At 69.9% G+C, this 15,302-nt stretch carries 12 protein-coding genes and 1 tRNA gene; 4 read left to right on the plus strand and 9 right to left on the minus strand.

The features are described 5' to 3' along the window. Positions 1 to 9 precede the first annotated feature (9 nt). Complete coding sequence (locus ACZ5AJ_RS10565) at positions 10 to 1,026, plus strand: aldo/keto reductase (protein WP_464134032.1); 1,017 nt, start codon at positions 10 to 12, stop codon at positions 1,024 to 1,026. Positions 1,027 to 1,153: 127 nt separating this feature from the next. Here the strand turns inward: ACZ5AJ_RS10565 and ppc are convergent, their stop codons facing one another. The 5 genes from ppc to ACZ5AJ_RS10590 all read right to left on the minus strand — a co-directional run bounded on the left by ppc (position 1,154) and on the right by ACZ5AJ_RS10590 (position 7,461). Then, complete coding sequence (gene ppc / locus ACZ5AJ_RS10570) at positions 1,154 to 3,982, minus strand: phosphoenolpyruvate carboxylase (protein ID WP_464134036.1); 2,829 nt, start codon at positions 3,980 to 3,982, stop codon at positions 1,154 to 1,156. 309 nt (positions 3,983 to 4,291) lie between these two features. Further along, on the minus strand, positions 4,292 to 5,029 hold the full coding sequence (locus ACZ5AJ_RS10575; protein WP_464138754.1) for an amino acid ABC transporter ATP-binding protein: 738 nt from the start codon (positions 5,027 to 5,029) through the stop codon (positions 4,292 to 4,294). Positions 5,030 to 5,138: 109 nt separating this feature from the next. Next, positions 5,139 to 5,792, minus strand: coding sequence for an ectoine/hydroxyectoine ABC transporter permease subunit EhuD (gene ehuD / locus ACZ5AJ_RS10580; RefSeq protein ID WP_464134040.1), 654 nt, complete (start codon positions 5,790 to 5,792; stop codon positions 5,139 to 5,141). After that, on the minus strand, positions 5,789 to 6,556 hold the full coding sequence (gene ehuC / locus ACZ5AJ_RS10585; protein ID WP_464134045.1) for an ectoine/hydroxyectoine ABC transporter permease subunit EhuC: 768 nt from the start codon (positions 6,554 to 6,556) through the stop codon (positions 5,789 to 5,791). The genes ehuD and ehuC overlap by 4 nt, the downstream gene beginning before the upstream one ends. After that, positions 6,553 to 7,461, minus strand: coding sequence for a transporter substrate-binding domain-containing protein (locus ACZ5AJ_RS10590; protein WP_464134052.1), 909 nt, complete (start codon positions 7,459 to 7,461; stop codon positions 6,553 to 6,555). The genes ehuC and ACZ5AJ_RS10590 overlap by 4 nt, the downstream gene beginning before the upstream one ends. Before the next feature lie 141 nt (positions 7,462 to 7,602). Here ACZ5AJ_RS10590 and ACZ5AJ_RS10595 point away from each other — a divergent pair, with 141 nt between their 5' ends. Then, positions 7,603 to 8,502, plus strand: coding sequence for a GntR family transcriptional regulator (locus ACZ5AJ_RS10595; protein WP_464134056.1), 900 nt, complete (start codon positions 7,603 to 7,605; stop codon positions 8,500 to 8,502). Between the two features lie 419 nt (positions 8,503 to 8,921). Here ACZ5AJ_RS10595 and ACZ5AJ_RS10600 read toward each other — a convergent pair. The 3 genes from ACZ5AJ_RS10600 to ACZ5AJ_RS10610 form a co-directional block, all read right to left on the minus strand. Further along, positions 8,922 to 9,011, minus strand: a tRNA-Ser gene (locus tag ACZ5AJ_RS10600). A 269-nt stretch (positions 9,012 to 9,280) separates the two neighbouring features. Beyond that, a complete protein-coding gene (locus ACZ5AJ_RS10605; protein ID WP_464134060.1) occupies positions 9,281 to 9,766 on the minus strand; it encodes a peroxiredoxin in 486 nt (161 codons plus the stop codon). Between the two features lie 156 nt (positions 9,767 to 9,922). Continuing rightward, a complete protein-coding gene (locus tag ACZ5AJ_RS10610) occupies positions 9,923 to 11,674 on the minus strand; it encodes a potassium channel family protein (protein ID WP_464134062.1) in 1,752 nt (583 codons plus the stop codon). A gap of 318 nt (positions 11,675 to 11,992) precedes the next feature. Between ACZ5AJ_RS10610 and ACZ5AJ_RS10615 the strand changes: the two genes are divergently transcribed. Both ACZ5AJ_RS10615 and ACZ5AJ_RS10620 read left to right on the plus strand, forming a co-directional pair. After that, entirely contained in the window at positions 11,993 to 13,306 is a 1,314-nt protein-coding gene (locus tag ACZ5AJ_RS10615) for a gluconate:H+ symporter (RefSeq protein ID WP_464134066.1), read from the plus strand. 218 nt (positions 13,307 to 13,524) lie between these two features. Continuing rightward, positions 13,525 to 14,541: a YdcF family protein gene (locus ACZ5AJ_RS10620; RefSeq protein ID WP_464134069.1), complete on the plus strand. Its 1,017-nt coding sequence runs from the start codon at positions 13,525 to 13,527 to the stop codon at positions 14,539 to 14,541. 48 nt (positions 14,542 to 14,589) lie between these two features. Here ACZ5AJ_RS10620 and ACZ5AJ_RS10625 read toward each other — a convergent pair whose 3' ends face one another. Then, the gene (locus tag ACZ5AJ_RS10625; protein WP_464134071.1) at positions 14,590 to 15,207 is read right to left on the minus strand and encodes a biotin transporter BioY; all 618 of its coding nucleotides are present in this window, start codon (positions 15,205 to 15,207) and stop codon (positions 14,590 to 14,592) included. Between the last annotated feature and the right edge of the window lie 95 nt (positions 15,208 to 15,302).

Raw genomic sequence — 15,302 nt, forward strand, 5'->3', positions numbered from 1 at the left:
AATGCGGCCATGAGCACCGACGCCTTCTCCCCCGCCATGTACCGCCACGACCACATGCCGTACCGGAGGGCAGGGCGCTCCGGGCTGATGCTGCCGCCGATCTCCCTGGGACTGTGGCAGAACTTCGGCGAGAACCGCGACCCGAAGACGCTGCGCACGATCGTCCGTCGGGCCTTCGATCTGGGGATCACCCACCTGGACCTGGCCAACAACTACGGTCCGCCCCCGGGAGCCGCGGAGGCGAACATCGGCCGCATCCTCGCCGAGGACTTCCAGCACCACCGCGACGAGCTCATCATCTCCACCAAGGCCGGCTATCGCATGTGGGACGGACCCTACGGCGACGGAGGCTCGCGCAAGTACCTGCTGAGCTCGCTGGACCAGTCCCTGCACCGCCTCGGCCTGCCGTACGTGGACATCTTCTACCATCACCGCGAGGATCCCCAGACCCCCCTCGAGGAGACCATGGGTGCGCTCGCGACGGCTGTGAGCAGCGGTCGCGCGCTGTATGTCGGCATCTCGAACTACTCCCCGGAGCGCACCCGGGAGGCTGCCGCCATCCTCGACGACATGGGGGTGCCGCTGCTGATCCACCAGCCGTCCTACTCGATGTTCAACCGGCACATCGAGCATGGCCTGCTGGAGACCGTCGAGGATCTCGGCGTCGGCATCGCCGCCTTCTCGCCGCTGCAGCAGGGCCTGCTGACCAACCGCTACATGTCCGGGGTGCCCCTCGACTCCCGCGCCGGAGGGCCCTCGCCCTTCCTGAGCGAGCGCCAGGTCCAGGATCCCGACTACCAGAACCGTGTGCGGGGGCTCTCGGCGATCGCCCACGAGCGCGGCCAGAGCCTCGCGCAGATGGCCCTGGCATGGGCGCTGCGGCATCCGCAGGTCACCACGGCCCTGGTGGGTGCATCCTCGCTGCATCAGCTCGAGCAGAACGTCGGCACGCTCTCGAAGCTCGGCTTCACGGCCGAGGAGCTCGAGCGGATCGACGAGTTCGCGGTCGACGGCACCGCCCGCTGAGGCCGACCGCCGACCAGGGCCTCACCGGCGCGACGCCCGGCCGACGAGCCGCAGTCGCCCCCGGACGCGACGACGCCCGGTCCCTCCTGGAGGGGCCGGGCGTCGTCTCGGGATCCGATCGGAGCGATCAGCCGGTGTTCTTCATGCCGGCGGCCACGCCGTTGATCGTCGTCAGAAGCGCGCGCTGCAGCTCGGGCTCGACCTCGCGCCCCTCCTCCGCGGCGGCGCGCACCCGCTGGAGCATCGCGACCTGCATGTAGGAGATCGGGTCGAGGTAGCGGTCGCGCACCGACAGGGTGCGCTTGAGCACGGGCTGACCATCGAGCAGATCGAGCACACCGGTGAGGCGCTCGACCTCAGCCACCGACAGCTCGTACTCCTCCTTGATCCGCTCGTACAGCGGCCACAGGCGCTCCGGCACGAGCGAGTGCACGTAGTGCGCGGCGATCGCCATGTCGGTCTTCGCGAGGGTCATCTCGACGTTGCTGATGACCGTGCGGAAGAAGTGCCAGTGACGCAGCATCTCGTGCAGGTCGGCCTCGAGACCGGCCTCGCGGGCGGCCTTCAGGCCGGAGCCGACGCCGAACCAGCCGGGCACGATCTGGCGGGACTGGGTCCAGCCGAACACCCATGGGATCGCCCGCAGACCATCCAGGCCCTTGTCCGAGGTCGCGCGCTTCGAGGGGCGGGAGCCGATGTTCAGCTCACCCAGCTGCTCCACCGGGGTGGAGGTCACGAAGTACTCGGGCAGGTCCGGGTCGTCGGCCAGCGTCCGGTAGCGGGCGTACGCCGCGTCGGAGACCTGCTGCATGACCTCGCCGTAGTGCTCCAGCTGCTGGGGCGTCGAGCGGGGGCTGGTGTGCAGCGCGGACCCCTCGAGCACGGCCGCCAGCGACAGGTCCAGGTTCTCCCGGGCCAGCGTGGGCAGCATGTACTTGTCGGAGATGACCTCGCCCTGCTCGGTGAACTTGATCTCGCCCTCGAGCACGCCGTACGGCTGGGCGAGGATCGCGTCGTACGTCGGACCGCCGCCGCGGCCGACGGAGCCGCCGCGGCCGTGGAACAGGCGCAGCGTCACGCCGTGGCGGGCGGCCACGTCCCGCAGCCGTCGCTGGGCCTGGTGGATCTCCCACTGGCTGGTCAGCACGCCGGAGTCCTTGTTGCCGTCGGAGTAGCCGAGCATGACCTCCTGGAGGTCGCCGCGCAGCCGCACGATCTCGCGGTAGGAGGGATCGCTCAGCAGCTCGTCGAGGATCTCGCCGGCATGCCGCAGCTCGGCGACCTCCTCGAGCAGCGGGGCGAAGGAGATGTCCGCCCGGTTCTCGTCCCCGCCGGGGAGCGTGACCAGACCGGCCTCGCGGGCCAGCAGGGCGACGGCCAGGATGTCGTCGGCCCCATGGGTCATCGAGACGATGTAGGTCTCGATGCAGGACTGGCCGTACTGCCGGTGGGCGTCGCGGATCTCGCCGAACACCCGATAGGTGGTGCGGGTGGCGTCGTCGAGGATCGTCTCGTCCTCGCTGAGGGCGGTGCCCACCAGCGGACGGCGGCTCGCGAGCTCGGCCGAGAGCACCTTCGTGCGCTCGGCGCGGCTGAGCTCCGCATAGGGGCGGTCGAGCTCCCCCACCCTGTCGAACAGGCGGGCCAGAACCTCGTGGTGCTTCTCGGAGTGCTCGCGCACGTCCAGGATCGCGAGGTTCAGACCGGAGCCGGCGAGCACCTGCTGGGCGACGGCGATGGCGCCGTCCGCCGCGCGCTTGCCTCCGTGGCGGGCGAGCGCGCCCCGCAGCACCTCGAAGTCGTCCTGCAGCTCCTCGCCGTCGCGGTAGTCGCGTCCCGGCACGTGCGGCTCGCCCGAGCGGATCCGCTCCCGGGTGGCCAGGAGCTTGGCGCGCATCGTGCCGAGCTTGAGGCGATAGGGCTCCTCGGAGAAGAGCCGCTGCTGGACCTCGTCGATGTCGGACTCGAACTCGAGGTCGGCGGCGATGCTCGCACGCAGCTCCTCGTCGTCGCCGGTCAGGGCGCTGGATATCGAGAGATCGGCGATCAGCTCGGAGACCGCATGGATGGCGATGTCGACCGCGGCCTCGGCCTGCAGCTTCAGGACATCCCGGGTGACCTCGGCGGTGACGAACGGATTGCCGTCACGATCCCCGCCGATCCACGAGCCGAATCGCAGCGGCACCTGGCGCTCGACCAGGTCCGCCCCGTGCGCGCGCAGCTCCTCCCGCAGGTCGTTGAGGAACCCGGGCATCGTCTGGGTGTACAGCTGGCGCAGGTAGTACAGGGCGTTGCGCGCCTCGTCCTGCGGGGTGGGCCGCTCGCGGCGCAGCTCGTCGGTCTGCCAGAGCGACTCGATGAGCTCGGCCAGGAGATTATCCTGGCGACGGCGCTCCGGCGTGCCCTCCTCGGTGTCGTTCTCGAGGATGTCGGAGATCTTGCGGAGCTTGGTCAGCACCGCCCGGCGGGACGCCTCGGTGGGATGCGCGGTGAAGATCAGCCGCACGTCCAGGGAGTCGAGAGCCTTCTGCAGGCCGTCGGCCCCGAGCTCCTCCGCCACGGCGGCGACCGTGCGCGGCACCCACGACTCCGAGGCCGGGCGCTCGCGCAGGGCGCGGACGCGGTAGACCTGCTCGGCGGCGTTCGCCAGCAGGAAGTACTCGGCGAAGGCTCGGGTCAGGGCGGTCGCCTGCTCGAGCGGCAGCTCGGCGAGGCGCGCCTGCACGTCAGCGGCCTCAGCGGTGGAGGCCGAGGACTTCGCGTCCTTGGTCAGAGCGCGGACCTGCTCGACCAGCTCGAGCAGCTCCGGGCCGTGCTGGTCCGCGAGGGTGCGACCGAGGATGGTCGACAGGCGGCGGACCGTCGCACGCAGGGGCGCATCGATGTGCGGATCATCGCCGACGACGGGGAACTCGCTCGTCAGCGTCGGTACGCGGATCGCGTCGGAATCAGGCACATGGTCTCCTGGGGATCGGCGGCGCCGCACGGCGGCCGTCGACGGAGCGAGCGACCGCCACGACGCGGAATGAACGGGCACAGACTATCGCGGTGCGTCTCTGATCCCGAGTCGTACCAGCACTCGGGACAGCGTGGACAGCCCGGTGGCGGGTCGCGCGGACGCCGCGCGCCGGCGGGATCACACGCAACCGGGGTGCGCGCATCGGCCGCCTGACGGCGGCGTCGGCGCAGGCGCCCCGGGGCGCGAGGACCTGTTCGCGGCACGTTCCGCGGTCAGGTCCGGACAGGGGTCAGAGCACAGAACGGGTCACAGCACAGCGCGCAGGAAGTCCTGGGTGCGCTGGTGGGAGGGGTCGGAGAAGATCTTCTGCGGCGCCCCCTCCTCCACGATGGACCCCTGGTCGAACATCATGACGCGGTCGGAGACGTCATTGGCGAACTGCATCTCGTGCGTGACGATCAGCATAGAGATGTCGGTCTCGGCGGCGACGTCCTTCAGCACCCCGAGCACCTCGCCCACCAGCTCCGGGTCCAGCGCGGAGGTGACCTCGTCCAGCAGGAGGATCTCGGGGTCCATCGCGAGGGCGCGGGCGATCGCGACACGCTGCTGCTGACCGCCGGACAGCTGCGAGGGCCGGGCGTCCTCACGATCGGCGAGACCGACCTTCTCGAGCAGTCCGCGGGCCTTCTCCGCGGCCTCGTCCTTGGACAAGCCCATCACGTGGATCGGCGCCTCCACGATGTTCTCCCGCACAGTCATGTTGGGGAACAGGTTGAAGTGCTGGAACACCATGCCGATGTCCTGCGTGGTGCGGCGCCGGCGCTTGTCGGGGATCCGCACGCGCTTGCCTCCCTGCTCCTCGTACTGCAGCGGATGGCCGCCCACCATGATGTAGCCGCCGGTGAGCTCCTCCAGAGTCATCACCAGGCGCAGAATCGTGGTCTTCCCGGAGCCTGAGGGGCCGATGAGGGTGACCCTCTCCCCCTTGGACACCGAGAAGTTCAGATCGGACAGCACGGTGTTGTCCCCGAACTTCTTGACCACGTCGCGGAACTCGATGTGGGGTATCTGCGACGGGCCGACGGAGGCTCCGGCCGTGGCCGGGGCCGGCGTTGCGGAGGTTGCGTCGGCGCCCGCGGCAGGGCTGCTGTTCTCAGGCAAGCTTCTTCTCCAGACGTCGGACGAGGAGGGAGGTCGGATAGCTGGCGATCAGGAAGATGAGACCCGCCAGCGTGATGGCCTCGGTGTAGCGGAAGTTCGATGCCCCGTAGTTCTGGGCCTCGCGCACCATCTCGCCGACGTAGATGACGACGAAGAACGGAGTCTCCTTGAACATGGAGATCGCGTAGTTGCCCAGCGCCGGCAGGGTGTTGCGGATCGCCTGCGGGACCACCACTGCGCGCCAGGTCCTGGCTCGCGGCAGGGACAGCGCGGTGGCCGCCTCCCACTGGCCGCGCGGGACGGAGTCGATGCCCGCGCGATACACCTCGGCCATGTAGGTCGTGTAGTGGATGCCCAGCACCCAGATGCCGATCGCCAGGGTGCTGTCGACGTACGGGGAGATCACGAGGTTCGCGAACACCAGCTGGACGACCAGAGGCGTCATGCGGATGAACTCGACGACAGCGGTCACCGGCGAGGCGATCACCCTCGGGGCGCTGCGACGCACGAGGGCGACGAGCAGACCCAGCACGACGGCGATCAGCGTGCCGAGCACCGTCGCCAGCAGCGTGTAGCGGAATCCGGCGAGCAGATGCGGGAGGGCGGCCGCGGCGTGGTCCCAGTCCCACCAGGAGGTCTCGGTCATGCCGCGCTCCCCTCCGCCGGCGTGCTGCCGGGCGCGCGGAAGAGCACCCGCCAGGACGAGGACAGGGCCGGTCCGCGCCCGATGCGATGCTTGGCGCGGATCTCGAGGGCGTTCATCAGGATCACGATCACCCAGGCGGTCAGGTAGTAGGCGAGCAGGGCGAAGAGATAGGCGAACCAGGTGCCGGTGCGGTCGCGCAGCTGCTCGACCTGGAAGAACAGGTCATACAGCGTGACGGTGCTGACGATCGCGCTGCCCTTGAGCAGCTGGATCCACAGGTTCGACAGCGAGGGCAGCATGAGCGCCCACGCCTGCGGGATCACCACGCGGAACAGTCCGCGCATCGGACTGAGGGAGAGCGCGCTGATCGCCTCGTACTGCCCCTTGGGCACCGAGCCGATGGAGCCGCGCACGACCTCGGCCGCGTAGGCGCCGTAGTTCAGCCCCAGTGCGATGACGCCGACGAGCAGCGGGTCGAGCCGGAACCCGAAGGGATAGGGCAGCTGCGGGAGCACGAATGCGAGCCAGAACAGCTGCACCACCAGCGAGGTGCCGCGGAAGAACTCCACGAACACCCGGGAGACGAACCGCACCGCGACGAACCGGTTGGTCTGCGCGATGCCGAAGACGAAGGCGATCACGAGCGCGACCGCCGCGCCGAGGGCCGTCGTCAGCAGCGTGACGAGCAGCCCGTCGAGGATCTGCGGTGAGCGCTCGGCCAGCAGGCGGAGGTTCGGACCGAGGTTCTCGAAGAAGCCGATCACTGCAGCGAGGAGAGATCGCCCGAGCAGAGGATCTCCGTGGTCATGTCCTCCGGCGGCAGCTCCTCCTCGGTGAAGCCGAAGTCGCCGACGATCGAGAGGTAGCGGTCAGGATCGGCGATGATCTCGGCGAGCTTCTCGTTGTAGGCGTCCAGCAGCGACGTGTCGTCCTGACGGAACACGGTGCCGCCGGCGCCGTACTGCTTCACGCCGTCGATCTCCTGGACGAAGCTCTCGGTGACCTCGACCCCGTCGACGGTGTTGTCCGCCAGGTAGTTCAGGGAGATCGCGGTCAGGGCGAAGGCATCGGCGTTGCCCGCCTTGAGGGCATCCACGCCGTCCTGCGGGCCGCCGACCTCGATGCTGTCGAGCCCCAGCTGGGTGGCGTAGTCGGATTCGATCGCACCGGACATGGTCGCGACCGTCAGACCCGAGTCGACGAACGAGTTCATGTCCACGAGCCCCTCGGGGTTCCCCTCGGGGACCATGAGCGCGGTCGTGTACTGGAACTCCGGCTCGGAGAAGGCCGCCTGGGCGCAGCGATCGGGGAGGATCGACATGCCGGCGCTGACGGCGTCGAACTGCCCGGCGTTCAGGCCCGGGATCAGCGAGCCCCAGTCGGTGAGCTTGCCCTCGACGGTGTCGATGCCCAGCTCCCCGAAGATCTCGCGGTGCATCGCGACCGTCGCACCGGTCAGCTCACCGCCGTCCTCGAAGCTGTACGGGGCCTCACCGGCGAAGCCGACCGTGATGGTGCCGGCGTTCTGGAGACGAGTGAGGACATCCTCGCCGCCCCCGTCACTGGCGTCCCCGCCGGTGCTCGTGCGGGTGCATGCGGCGAGTCCGCCGAGCGCTGCGGCGGACAGGACCAGCCCGGAGTTGCGGACGAACGTTCGGCGGTTGTGCATGGGAGCTTCCTCTCGCTCTACGATTCACCGCGCTCCGGATTGTCCGACAATCCGAAGAACGGACACAGGAGCCTACACCGTAGCGCGTCGGCCCGTTCCTCACGGTGTGCTCGCACGTCGAGCGCGTATCGTGACGAGGCCGTGACCACAGCCCGTCGGCCCCGCGACGGCCCCTACCACCAGGAGCACCCGATGGACACCCTCTCCGCCGGAGTCCCGCTGCCTACGCTTCAGCCGCTGCGTCGGCCCTCGGTCATCGACCAGGCCGAGATCGAGCTGCGCGGCGCGATCTTCAGCGGCGCTCTGCGTCCCGGCGACCCCGTGCCCGAGGTGCACGTCTCCTCCCAGATGGGGATCTCCCGCTCCTCGCTCCGGGAGGCCTGCCAGCGGCTGGTCCGCGACGGACTGCTGACCCAGCACCCGGGGCGCGGTCTGTTCGTCACCGAGATGGACGCCGCGACGATGTCGGACTTCCTGCACTACCGCATCGGCATCGAGATGCAGACCGCCACGATCGTCGCCGAGCGCATCGCAGAGCTCCGGGAAGGGTCCGACGGAGCAGACGGGACGGACAGCTCGGACGACGCGGGCTCGGTCCAGGCGCAGGCGCTGCTCTCGCCCCTGCGCGAATGCCTGGAGCGGATGCGCACAGCGCTCGAGGCGGGCGAGATCATCGAGGCGGGCACGGCGGATCTCGATCTCCACCTGCGCCTCGCCGAGGCCGCGGGGAACAGGTTCCTCACCACGGCCATGAGCACCATCGTGATCCTCACGCGGCTGGGGTCCTTCTCCGATCCGCGCGGCTTCGGAGTGCGCCCTGACCTGCCCGAGACGCACGCCGAGCTGGTGGATGCCATCGCCACCGGGGACGCCGTGCGGGCACGGATGCTGCTGCGGGAGGACCTCGGCTCGCTCGCCGCGCGCCTCAAGGAGGGCCCCCAGGAGGAGCTCGTGCGCGATCCGGAGCTGCTCGAGACGTCGGATCCCGAATGGCCGGAGATCGGCGACGCGACCACGCAGGGCTCGACGCTGGGCCGCTGAGCCGCCCGGGCCGCGGAGCCCGCCAAGCTCGCCGGACCCGCCAGGCCCACCGGACCCACTGGGCCTACCACGCCCACCACGCCCTCCGCGCGCACCGGACCCACCACGCCCACCAGCGAGCAGTGTCCGTCTACCACCGCTTGAACGTCGTTCAAGCGGTGGTAGACGGACACTGCTCCACGAGATTGGCAACCGTCGCTGCGGAACCGGCCGATAGCGCGGGGATGCGCCGATAGCCCGGGGTTGGGGGCTCAGGCCAGGGCTGGGGGATCAGGCCAGGGTTGGGGGCTCAGGCCAGGGTTGGGGGCTCAGGCCAGGGTTGGGGGATCAGGCCAGGGCTGGGGGATCAGGCCAGGGACATGGACCATGGCGGAGATGCGAAGGGCCCCGGCGACGGATCGCCGGGGCCCTCAGCTGGGCGGAGACGAGAGGATTTGAACCTCCGAGGCGGTTTATCACCACCTACTCCCTTAGCAGGGGAGCGCATTCGGCCGCTCTGCCACGTCTCCTCGCACGGGCCAAGGGCCTGCGCGCCGACTCAGCATACGGGAGCATGGCAGGGAGCACCAAAGCGACCGGCGGCGATCGGGTCACGTCCTTGGCGCACGTCACACCGGCGGATCGACCCGTCGGACGATCGTCGGCCGACCGGTGCCCCGCAGGGTCTCCACGGAGGCTCCCCCAGAAGCACCCCCGAGGCCCCTGCGAGCCGCCGCAGATTCTCCACGGAGGCTCTCCTAAGGCGCCCCGAAGCCCCGCGAGGCGTCCCTGAGGCTGCTCAGAGACCGAGCTTCTCCTGGAGAAGCTGGATGTGGGACGGGGTCCCGACGCGGTACTTCACGAAGGTCAGCACGCCCTCGGCGTCGATCGCGAAGGTGGAGCGGATGGTGCCCATCTTCTTGACGCCGTACATGTTCTTCTCGCCCCAGGCCCCGTAGGCCTCCATGACCTCGTGGGACTCGTCCCCGGCCAGCGTGTACGGCAGCTGCTGACGCTCGACGAACCGCTCGATGTCCTCGATCGCGTCGGGAGAGATGCCGACCACGCGGTAGCTGGCGTCCAGGAACATCTGATGGTTGTCGCGCAGGTCGCAGGCCTGCTTCGTGCACAGCGAGGTGTTCGCCGCCGGGTAGAACCAGAGGAGCGCCGGGGCGCCGCGCAGATCGGCGAGGCTGATCCGGCCGCCTCCGGCGGTCGGCAGGTCGAAGTCGGGGGCGGCGTCGCCGACGGCGAGCTTCACGAGGGAGGTGGATGCGGCGGTCATGGCTCTCCTGTCTGTCCTGGTCTCTCGGGTGACGGGTGACGGGTGATGGGCGATGGACGGTTCGTCGGGCGCGAGGCGGGCAGAGCCGCGCGGTCAGCGCACGGATCGACGATATCGGCGCGGCGATCGACGATATCGGCGCGCGGATCGGCGGGGTCAGCGCACACCAGCGCGAGCGGGGCGGCGCCGACGGCGCAGGTAGGTCTGGCGGAAGAGGCGCTCCGCGTGGCGGTCGCCGAGGAGGAGCAGCTGCGCCGTGCCGGCATCGATGCGCTCGGTGTCGTAGCTGAGGGTGCCGTGCTCGTCGGCGACCGCGACGACGTGGCAGCCGGTGCGCTCATGGACGTCGGCGTTGCGGACGGAGCGTCGGACCAGGGTCTGAGGGCAGGGCACCAGGAACAGCTCGTTGCCCTCGGCGACCAGCACGCGATGGCTCAGGCCGGCGTCGTTCCACAGCTCGGTCGCGCCGATCGTGGCGTACGAGAGGACGGTGTCGGCTCCCGCGCGGTACAGGGTCGCGACGTTGCGCTCGTAGCTGGCGCGGGAGACGATCTGGAGCTCCGGGCGCAGGCGGCGGCAGTACAGCGTGAGATACACGTTGAGGTCGTCGTCGTGCGGGGTGACCAGGATGCCGGAGGCGGACTCCAGGCCGGCCTCGCGCAGCAGACGATAGTCGGCCGCGTCGCCGTGGACGACCCGGTACGAGGACGTGCCCTCGAGCGCGCCGGCCGAGTTCTCGACCCTGCCCGGCAGCTGCTCCACGATCGTGTTGGGGATCCCGTCCTCGCTGAGCGCCCGTGAGGCGGCCCGGCCGACGCGGCCTCCCCCGAGGATGATCACGGGGTCCTCGCTGCGATGCTCGACGGCGAAGCGGGCGTCGAAGGCGGCCAGCTCCTCGGACTCCCCCGCGAGCACCAGCACCGTCCCCTCAGCGATCGTCTGGTCGGGTCGAAGCTGCCGCAGACGACCCTTGCGCATCACCGCCAGGATCCTCACGCACGAGGTGATCTCGGCGGTCGCCTCCCCCAGCGTCCGGCCGACGAGCTCCGTGCCCCCGACCGCCACCTCCGCGATGACGGTGCGGCCGAAGCTGCCGATGCGGTGCACGCGACCCGTCGAGCCGAGGACGCGCCCGGCCATCTCCCGCCCCAGCACCGCACCCAGCTGGAGCACATGGTCGGCGCCGGCAAGGCCCAGGACGTCGACCGACGCCCACTTCTCCGCGGTCACCGCGATCCCGACCTCGCCCGAGACGGAGCGGACGGTGAACGCCACGTTCGTGTTGGCCGTGTCCGAGAGCGTCGAGGCCACCAGTCGGGCCCGGTCCGCCCCGGCGTTGCGGTAGGTCTGCGCGGAGTCCAGCGGGCCGACGACGACCTGCTGGCCCTGGTCGTGAAGCCGGCCGGCGGAGACCGGATCCTCCAGCACAACCACCGCGGGGACCTTCGAGCGCTCGGCCCGCGCCATGAACGCATGGGTGACCGCGCCCTGACCCACCAGGATCACGTGATCCCGCAGGGCCTGCGGGATCTTGCGGGGCATGCGCGCGGTCTCCCGACGATCCAGCCACGGGTTGACGACGTACTGGATGACGAAGAACGGGAGCAGCACGAGCAGGAACACGACGCCGCTGGCGAGCACCAGCATCGAGTAGAGGCGCCCGAGATCGGACTCGAAGACCACGTCCCCGTAGCCGAGGGTGCTCATGGTCGTGATCGCCCAGTAGAGGGCGGAGATCCATGAGTAGCTGCGGCCCTCGGCGGCCATGATCGCGAGGAACCCTGCGGCATACAGAGCGACCATCGCCATGCCCGCGACCAGGAGCTTCAGCCCTGGACGGCGTCGTCTGACGACGCCGAAGCGATCGGACGGCCTGCGCCGCTCGATCGGACCGATCGGACCGTTCATCCCCGTCCTCCCGACGCGGTCCGCGGCCGACGGACGGCCCGGGCGGCGTCTGCTGCGCCTGTGCACCGGCAGCTGCCGTGCATCCGCTCGAAGCCTAGGCCAGTTCGCGCCCGATCGCCCGCGCGGTCTGCCGCCGCGTGATCCTCCCGACCCGTACGGCATCGTGATCCTCCCGACCCTGGCAGCATCCGGCACCGGGTCCGTCTGCGGAGCCCGCCGCCCTAGAAACGGAGGGCTGCCGCGGGACCTGCCTCCCGCTGCCGGACGCGGTCGTCCCGCCGCTTCCTCCGGTCGTCCCCGAGGAAGCGGAGGAACCCCATGGAATGGCTCCACGTCGTGTGGATCGTGCTGGGCATCGCCCTGATGCTCTGGCTGAACATGAAGTACAAGCTCAACGCCATGCTGGCGCTGCTCCTCGCGGCGCTCCTGATCGGCATCGGCGAGATGGTCTCCATCGCTGCCCGCTGGATGCCGGGCGAGCCCCTCACCCTCTCGTCGCTGCTGGAGACGATGTCCTCCGGCTTCGGCGGCACGCTCGGTTCGCTGGCGATCCTGGTGGTCTTCGGTGCGGTCATCGGCAAGCTGATGGTGGACTCCGGCGCCGCGAGCCAGATCGTCGAGACCCTCATCGCCCGGCTCGGCGTGCGCTGGGTGAAGGTGTCCATGGTCATCTGCGGGCTGGTCTTCGGCCTCGCCATGTTCTACGAGGTCGCCTTCATCGTCCTCGCCCCGCTGGTCATCGCCGTCGCCCACGAGGCACGGATGCCGTTCATGAAGCTCGCGACCCCCGCGGTCGCCGCCACCACCACCGCCCACTCCCTGTTCGTCCCGCAGGCGGGCCCCGTCGCCCTCGTCGACGCCTACGGCGCCGACACCGGCATGACCTACATCTACGGCATCCCGATCGCGATCGTCACGATCGCCGTCACCGGCTGGGTGCTCCCCCGCTTCCTCGGTGATCTGGACTTCCCGACTCCCGCGATCATGGAGGCCGACGAGGAGGTCCCGGTCGAGGAGCGCCCCAGCTTCGCCGTCTCCCTGATCGTCCCCCTCATCCCGGCGATCATCATGATCGTCGCCACCATCGCCGACAGCTGGCTGGTCGAGGGCACCCTCGCCTACGACCTGGTGAACTTCGTCGGCTCCTCCGAGGTCGCCATCACGATCGCCATGATCGCCGCATTCCTGCTGTTCGGCACGCGCCGCCGCAAGCCCTTCACCTGGGTGATGGACAAGTTCGAGGAGGCGGTCAGGGCCATCGCCGTCGTCGTCCTGATCATCGGCGCGGGCGGTGCCCTCAAGCAGGTCATCATCGACACCGGCATCGGCGACTTCATCGGCACGCTGATGACGGGCGTCGACGCCAACCCGTACATCATGGCCTGGCTGATCACCGTGCTGATCCGACTGGCCACCGGTCAGGGGGTGGTCTCCGCCATGACCGCCTCGGGCATCATCGCCGCCGCCGTCATCGACCCCGCCACCGGCGCCATGACCGGAGGGATCGACCCGGCGCTGCTGGTGCTCGCCACGGCCGCCGGGTCCAACACCTTCACCCACGTCAACGATGCCGCGTTCTGGCTGTTCAAGGGCTACTTCGGGCTCTCCGTCAAGGACACCCTGAAGACCTAAGGCCTGTTCCAGCTGTGCAACTCCGTCGTCGGCCTCGGCATGGTGCTGCTGCTGTCGCTGCTCGTCGGCTGACCCGCCCGACGACGGGGTGGGGTCAGCCCTGCGCCCGACCGCCGCTCGCGGGCCACAGCCCGCCCGCGTGGCCGGCGGTGGCCTGCGCACGTGCCAGTATGGTCCCCTGACTGCCAGGACGAGCACAGCGGAGACGAGGAGTTGGAATGCTGGGATCGCTGATCGGTGCCGCCTTCTGGTGGGGCCTGTTCCTGCTCGTGTTCCGTCGCGACCGTCGACGGGTGCGCAACGGCGTGCTGGTGCTGATCGCTCTGTACGCCTCGCTGATGGCGATGCTTCAGCTGATCGGGGAGACCATCCCCTTCGGCGAAGCGGTGGTGCTGGCCCTGGGCGTGCTGGTGGTGCTGGGCGTGCTCGTGCTGCCGATCGCGCTGATCGGGAACGGCCTGACGATGGCCCGCCGCGAGGGCCGCTCCCTCGGCAACGCCCTCTCCCTGCTGGCGGGCCTCGCCCTGATCGCGGCCCCCGTGGCCTCCGGCGCGCTCATCGCCTCCACGAATCCGGTGAGTCTGGGGCTCGGGGCGCTGCTGGCGCTCGTGTCGCTGCACCTGGGCATGTCGTTCCTGGTGTTCCTCGCCGCGAGCGTGCTGTACCAGCTCTTCCCGCGACGTCTGGAAACCACCGGCGTCATCGTGCTGGGCTCAGGCCTGATCCAGGGGAAGATCACCCGTCTGCTGCAGAGCCGACTGGACCGAGCGGTCGCCGCGCGCGCCGACCTCGCCGCCCGCGGTATCGACGCGGTGCTCGTGCCCTCGGGAGGCAGGGGTGGCGACGAGGAGCGCGCAGAGGGCACGGCGATGGCCGAGTACCTCGTGGAGGAGGCCGGGATGCCCGCTGCGAGCGTCATGCCGGAGACCGCGTCGAGCACCACCGAGGAGAACCTGAGGTTCTCCCACCGGCTGCTCGACGAGGCAGGTCACCAGGGGCCCTACCTGATCTCCACGAGCCGCTATCACGCCTTCCGGGCCGCGCTGCTGGCCCGCAGCCTCGGCTACGACGACGAGGCCGTGGGCGGACCCACCCGCTTCTACTACGTCCCCAGCGCGACGCTGCGCGAGTTCATCGCGGTGATCAGCTATCGACGGGCGTGGTTCCTCGGTCTGCTGGTGCCGTCGCTCGCCCTGACCGCGTTGATCGTCCGCGCGGCCGTGCTGGCGTACTGATCCGTCCGACGCTCCCGGCCCGCCCGCGGGCTGCCGGGACGGGCGAGGTCAGCTGCGCCCGTCGAGCGAGCGGACTGCCCGCCACACCATCGGGATCACGACGGCGGCGATCGCAGCCTTGACGAGGCCACCGGCGATGAAGGGGGTCACGCCTGCAGCCATGATGCCGCCGAGGTCCATGCCCAGACCCATCACGACGTTGAGGATGTAGGCCATGTAGGGGACGCCCACCAGGAAGGGCACGATGCTGGCGGCGACGAAGCCCGCCATCGCGGTCCAGGAGCGACGATCCCAGGCCCGCTCGGCGAACCAGCCGGCGAGAGCCGCAGCGGGGATGAAGCCGATGATGAACCCGAAGCTCGGCTGCATCACCATCGCGAGCGACCCGCTGAACTCCGCGAAGACCGGAAGACCGGCCAGGCCCGCGACCATGTAGGTGGTCAGCGCCGCGGCACCGCGGCGAGCGCCGAGCGCGGAGCCGACGATGATGACGGCGAGCGTCTGCCCGGTGATCGGGACGTACGGCATGGGGATCGTCACCTGGGCGAGCAGTGCCACCAGCAGCGCTCCACCGAGGACGAGAGCGACGTCCTTGGCGCGGGAGGAGCGCGCGATCAGGGCATCTGCCAGCACGGGACGGCGCGAGGGGAGGGCGAGCGAGGTCATCGGACTCCTTGGGACGGACGGAGGATCGGGCGATCGCTGACAGCACAGGGTAGGCCACCGAGCCCGCCGCGTGCGACGCGGCGGCTGCGGGGATG

This window comes from Brachybacterium zhongshanense (assembly GCF_055385755.1).

Bases quoted from the DNA above. Each gene is read 5' to 3' on its own strand.
- ACZ5AJ_RS10625 (WP_464134071.1), bottom strand. From the start codon at position 15,207: ATGACCTCGCTCGCCCTCCCCTCGCGCCGTCCCGTGCTGGCAGATGCC.
- ACZ5AJ_RS10620 (WP_464134069.1), top strand. From the start codon at position 13,525: ATGCTGGGATCGCTGATCGGTGCCGCCTTCTGGTGGGGCCTGTTCCTG.
- ACZ5AJ_RS10605 (WP_464134060.1), bottom strand. From the start codon at position 9,766: ATGACCGCCGCATCCACCTCCCTCGTGAAGCTCGCCGTCGGCGACGCC.
- ehuD (WP_464134040.1), bottom strand. From the start codon at position 5,792: ATGACCGAGACCTCCTGGTGGGACTGGGACCACGCCGCGGCCGCCCTC.
- ACZ5AJ_RS10615 (WP_464134066.1), top strand. From the start codon at position 11,993: ATGGAATGGCTCCACGTCGTGTGGATCGTGCTGGGCATCGCCCTGATG.
- ACZ5AJ_RS10565 (WP_464134032.1), top strand. From the start codon at position 10: ATGAGCACCGACGCCTTCTCCCCCGCCATGTACCGCCACGACCACATG.
- ACZ5AJ_RS10590 (WP_464134052.1), bottom strand. From the start codon at position 7,461: ATGCACAACCGCCGAACGTTCGTCCGCAACTCCGGGCTGGTCCTGTCC.
- ACZ5AJ_RS10610 (WP_464134062.1), bottom strand. From the start codon at position 11,674: ATGAACGGTCCGATCGGTCCGATCGAGCGGCGCAGGCCGTCCGATCGC.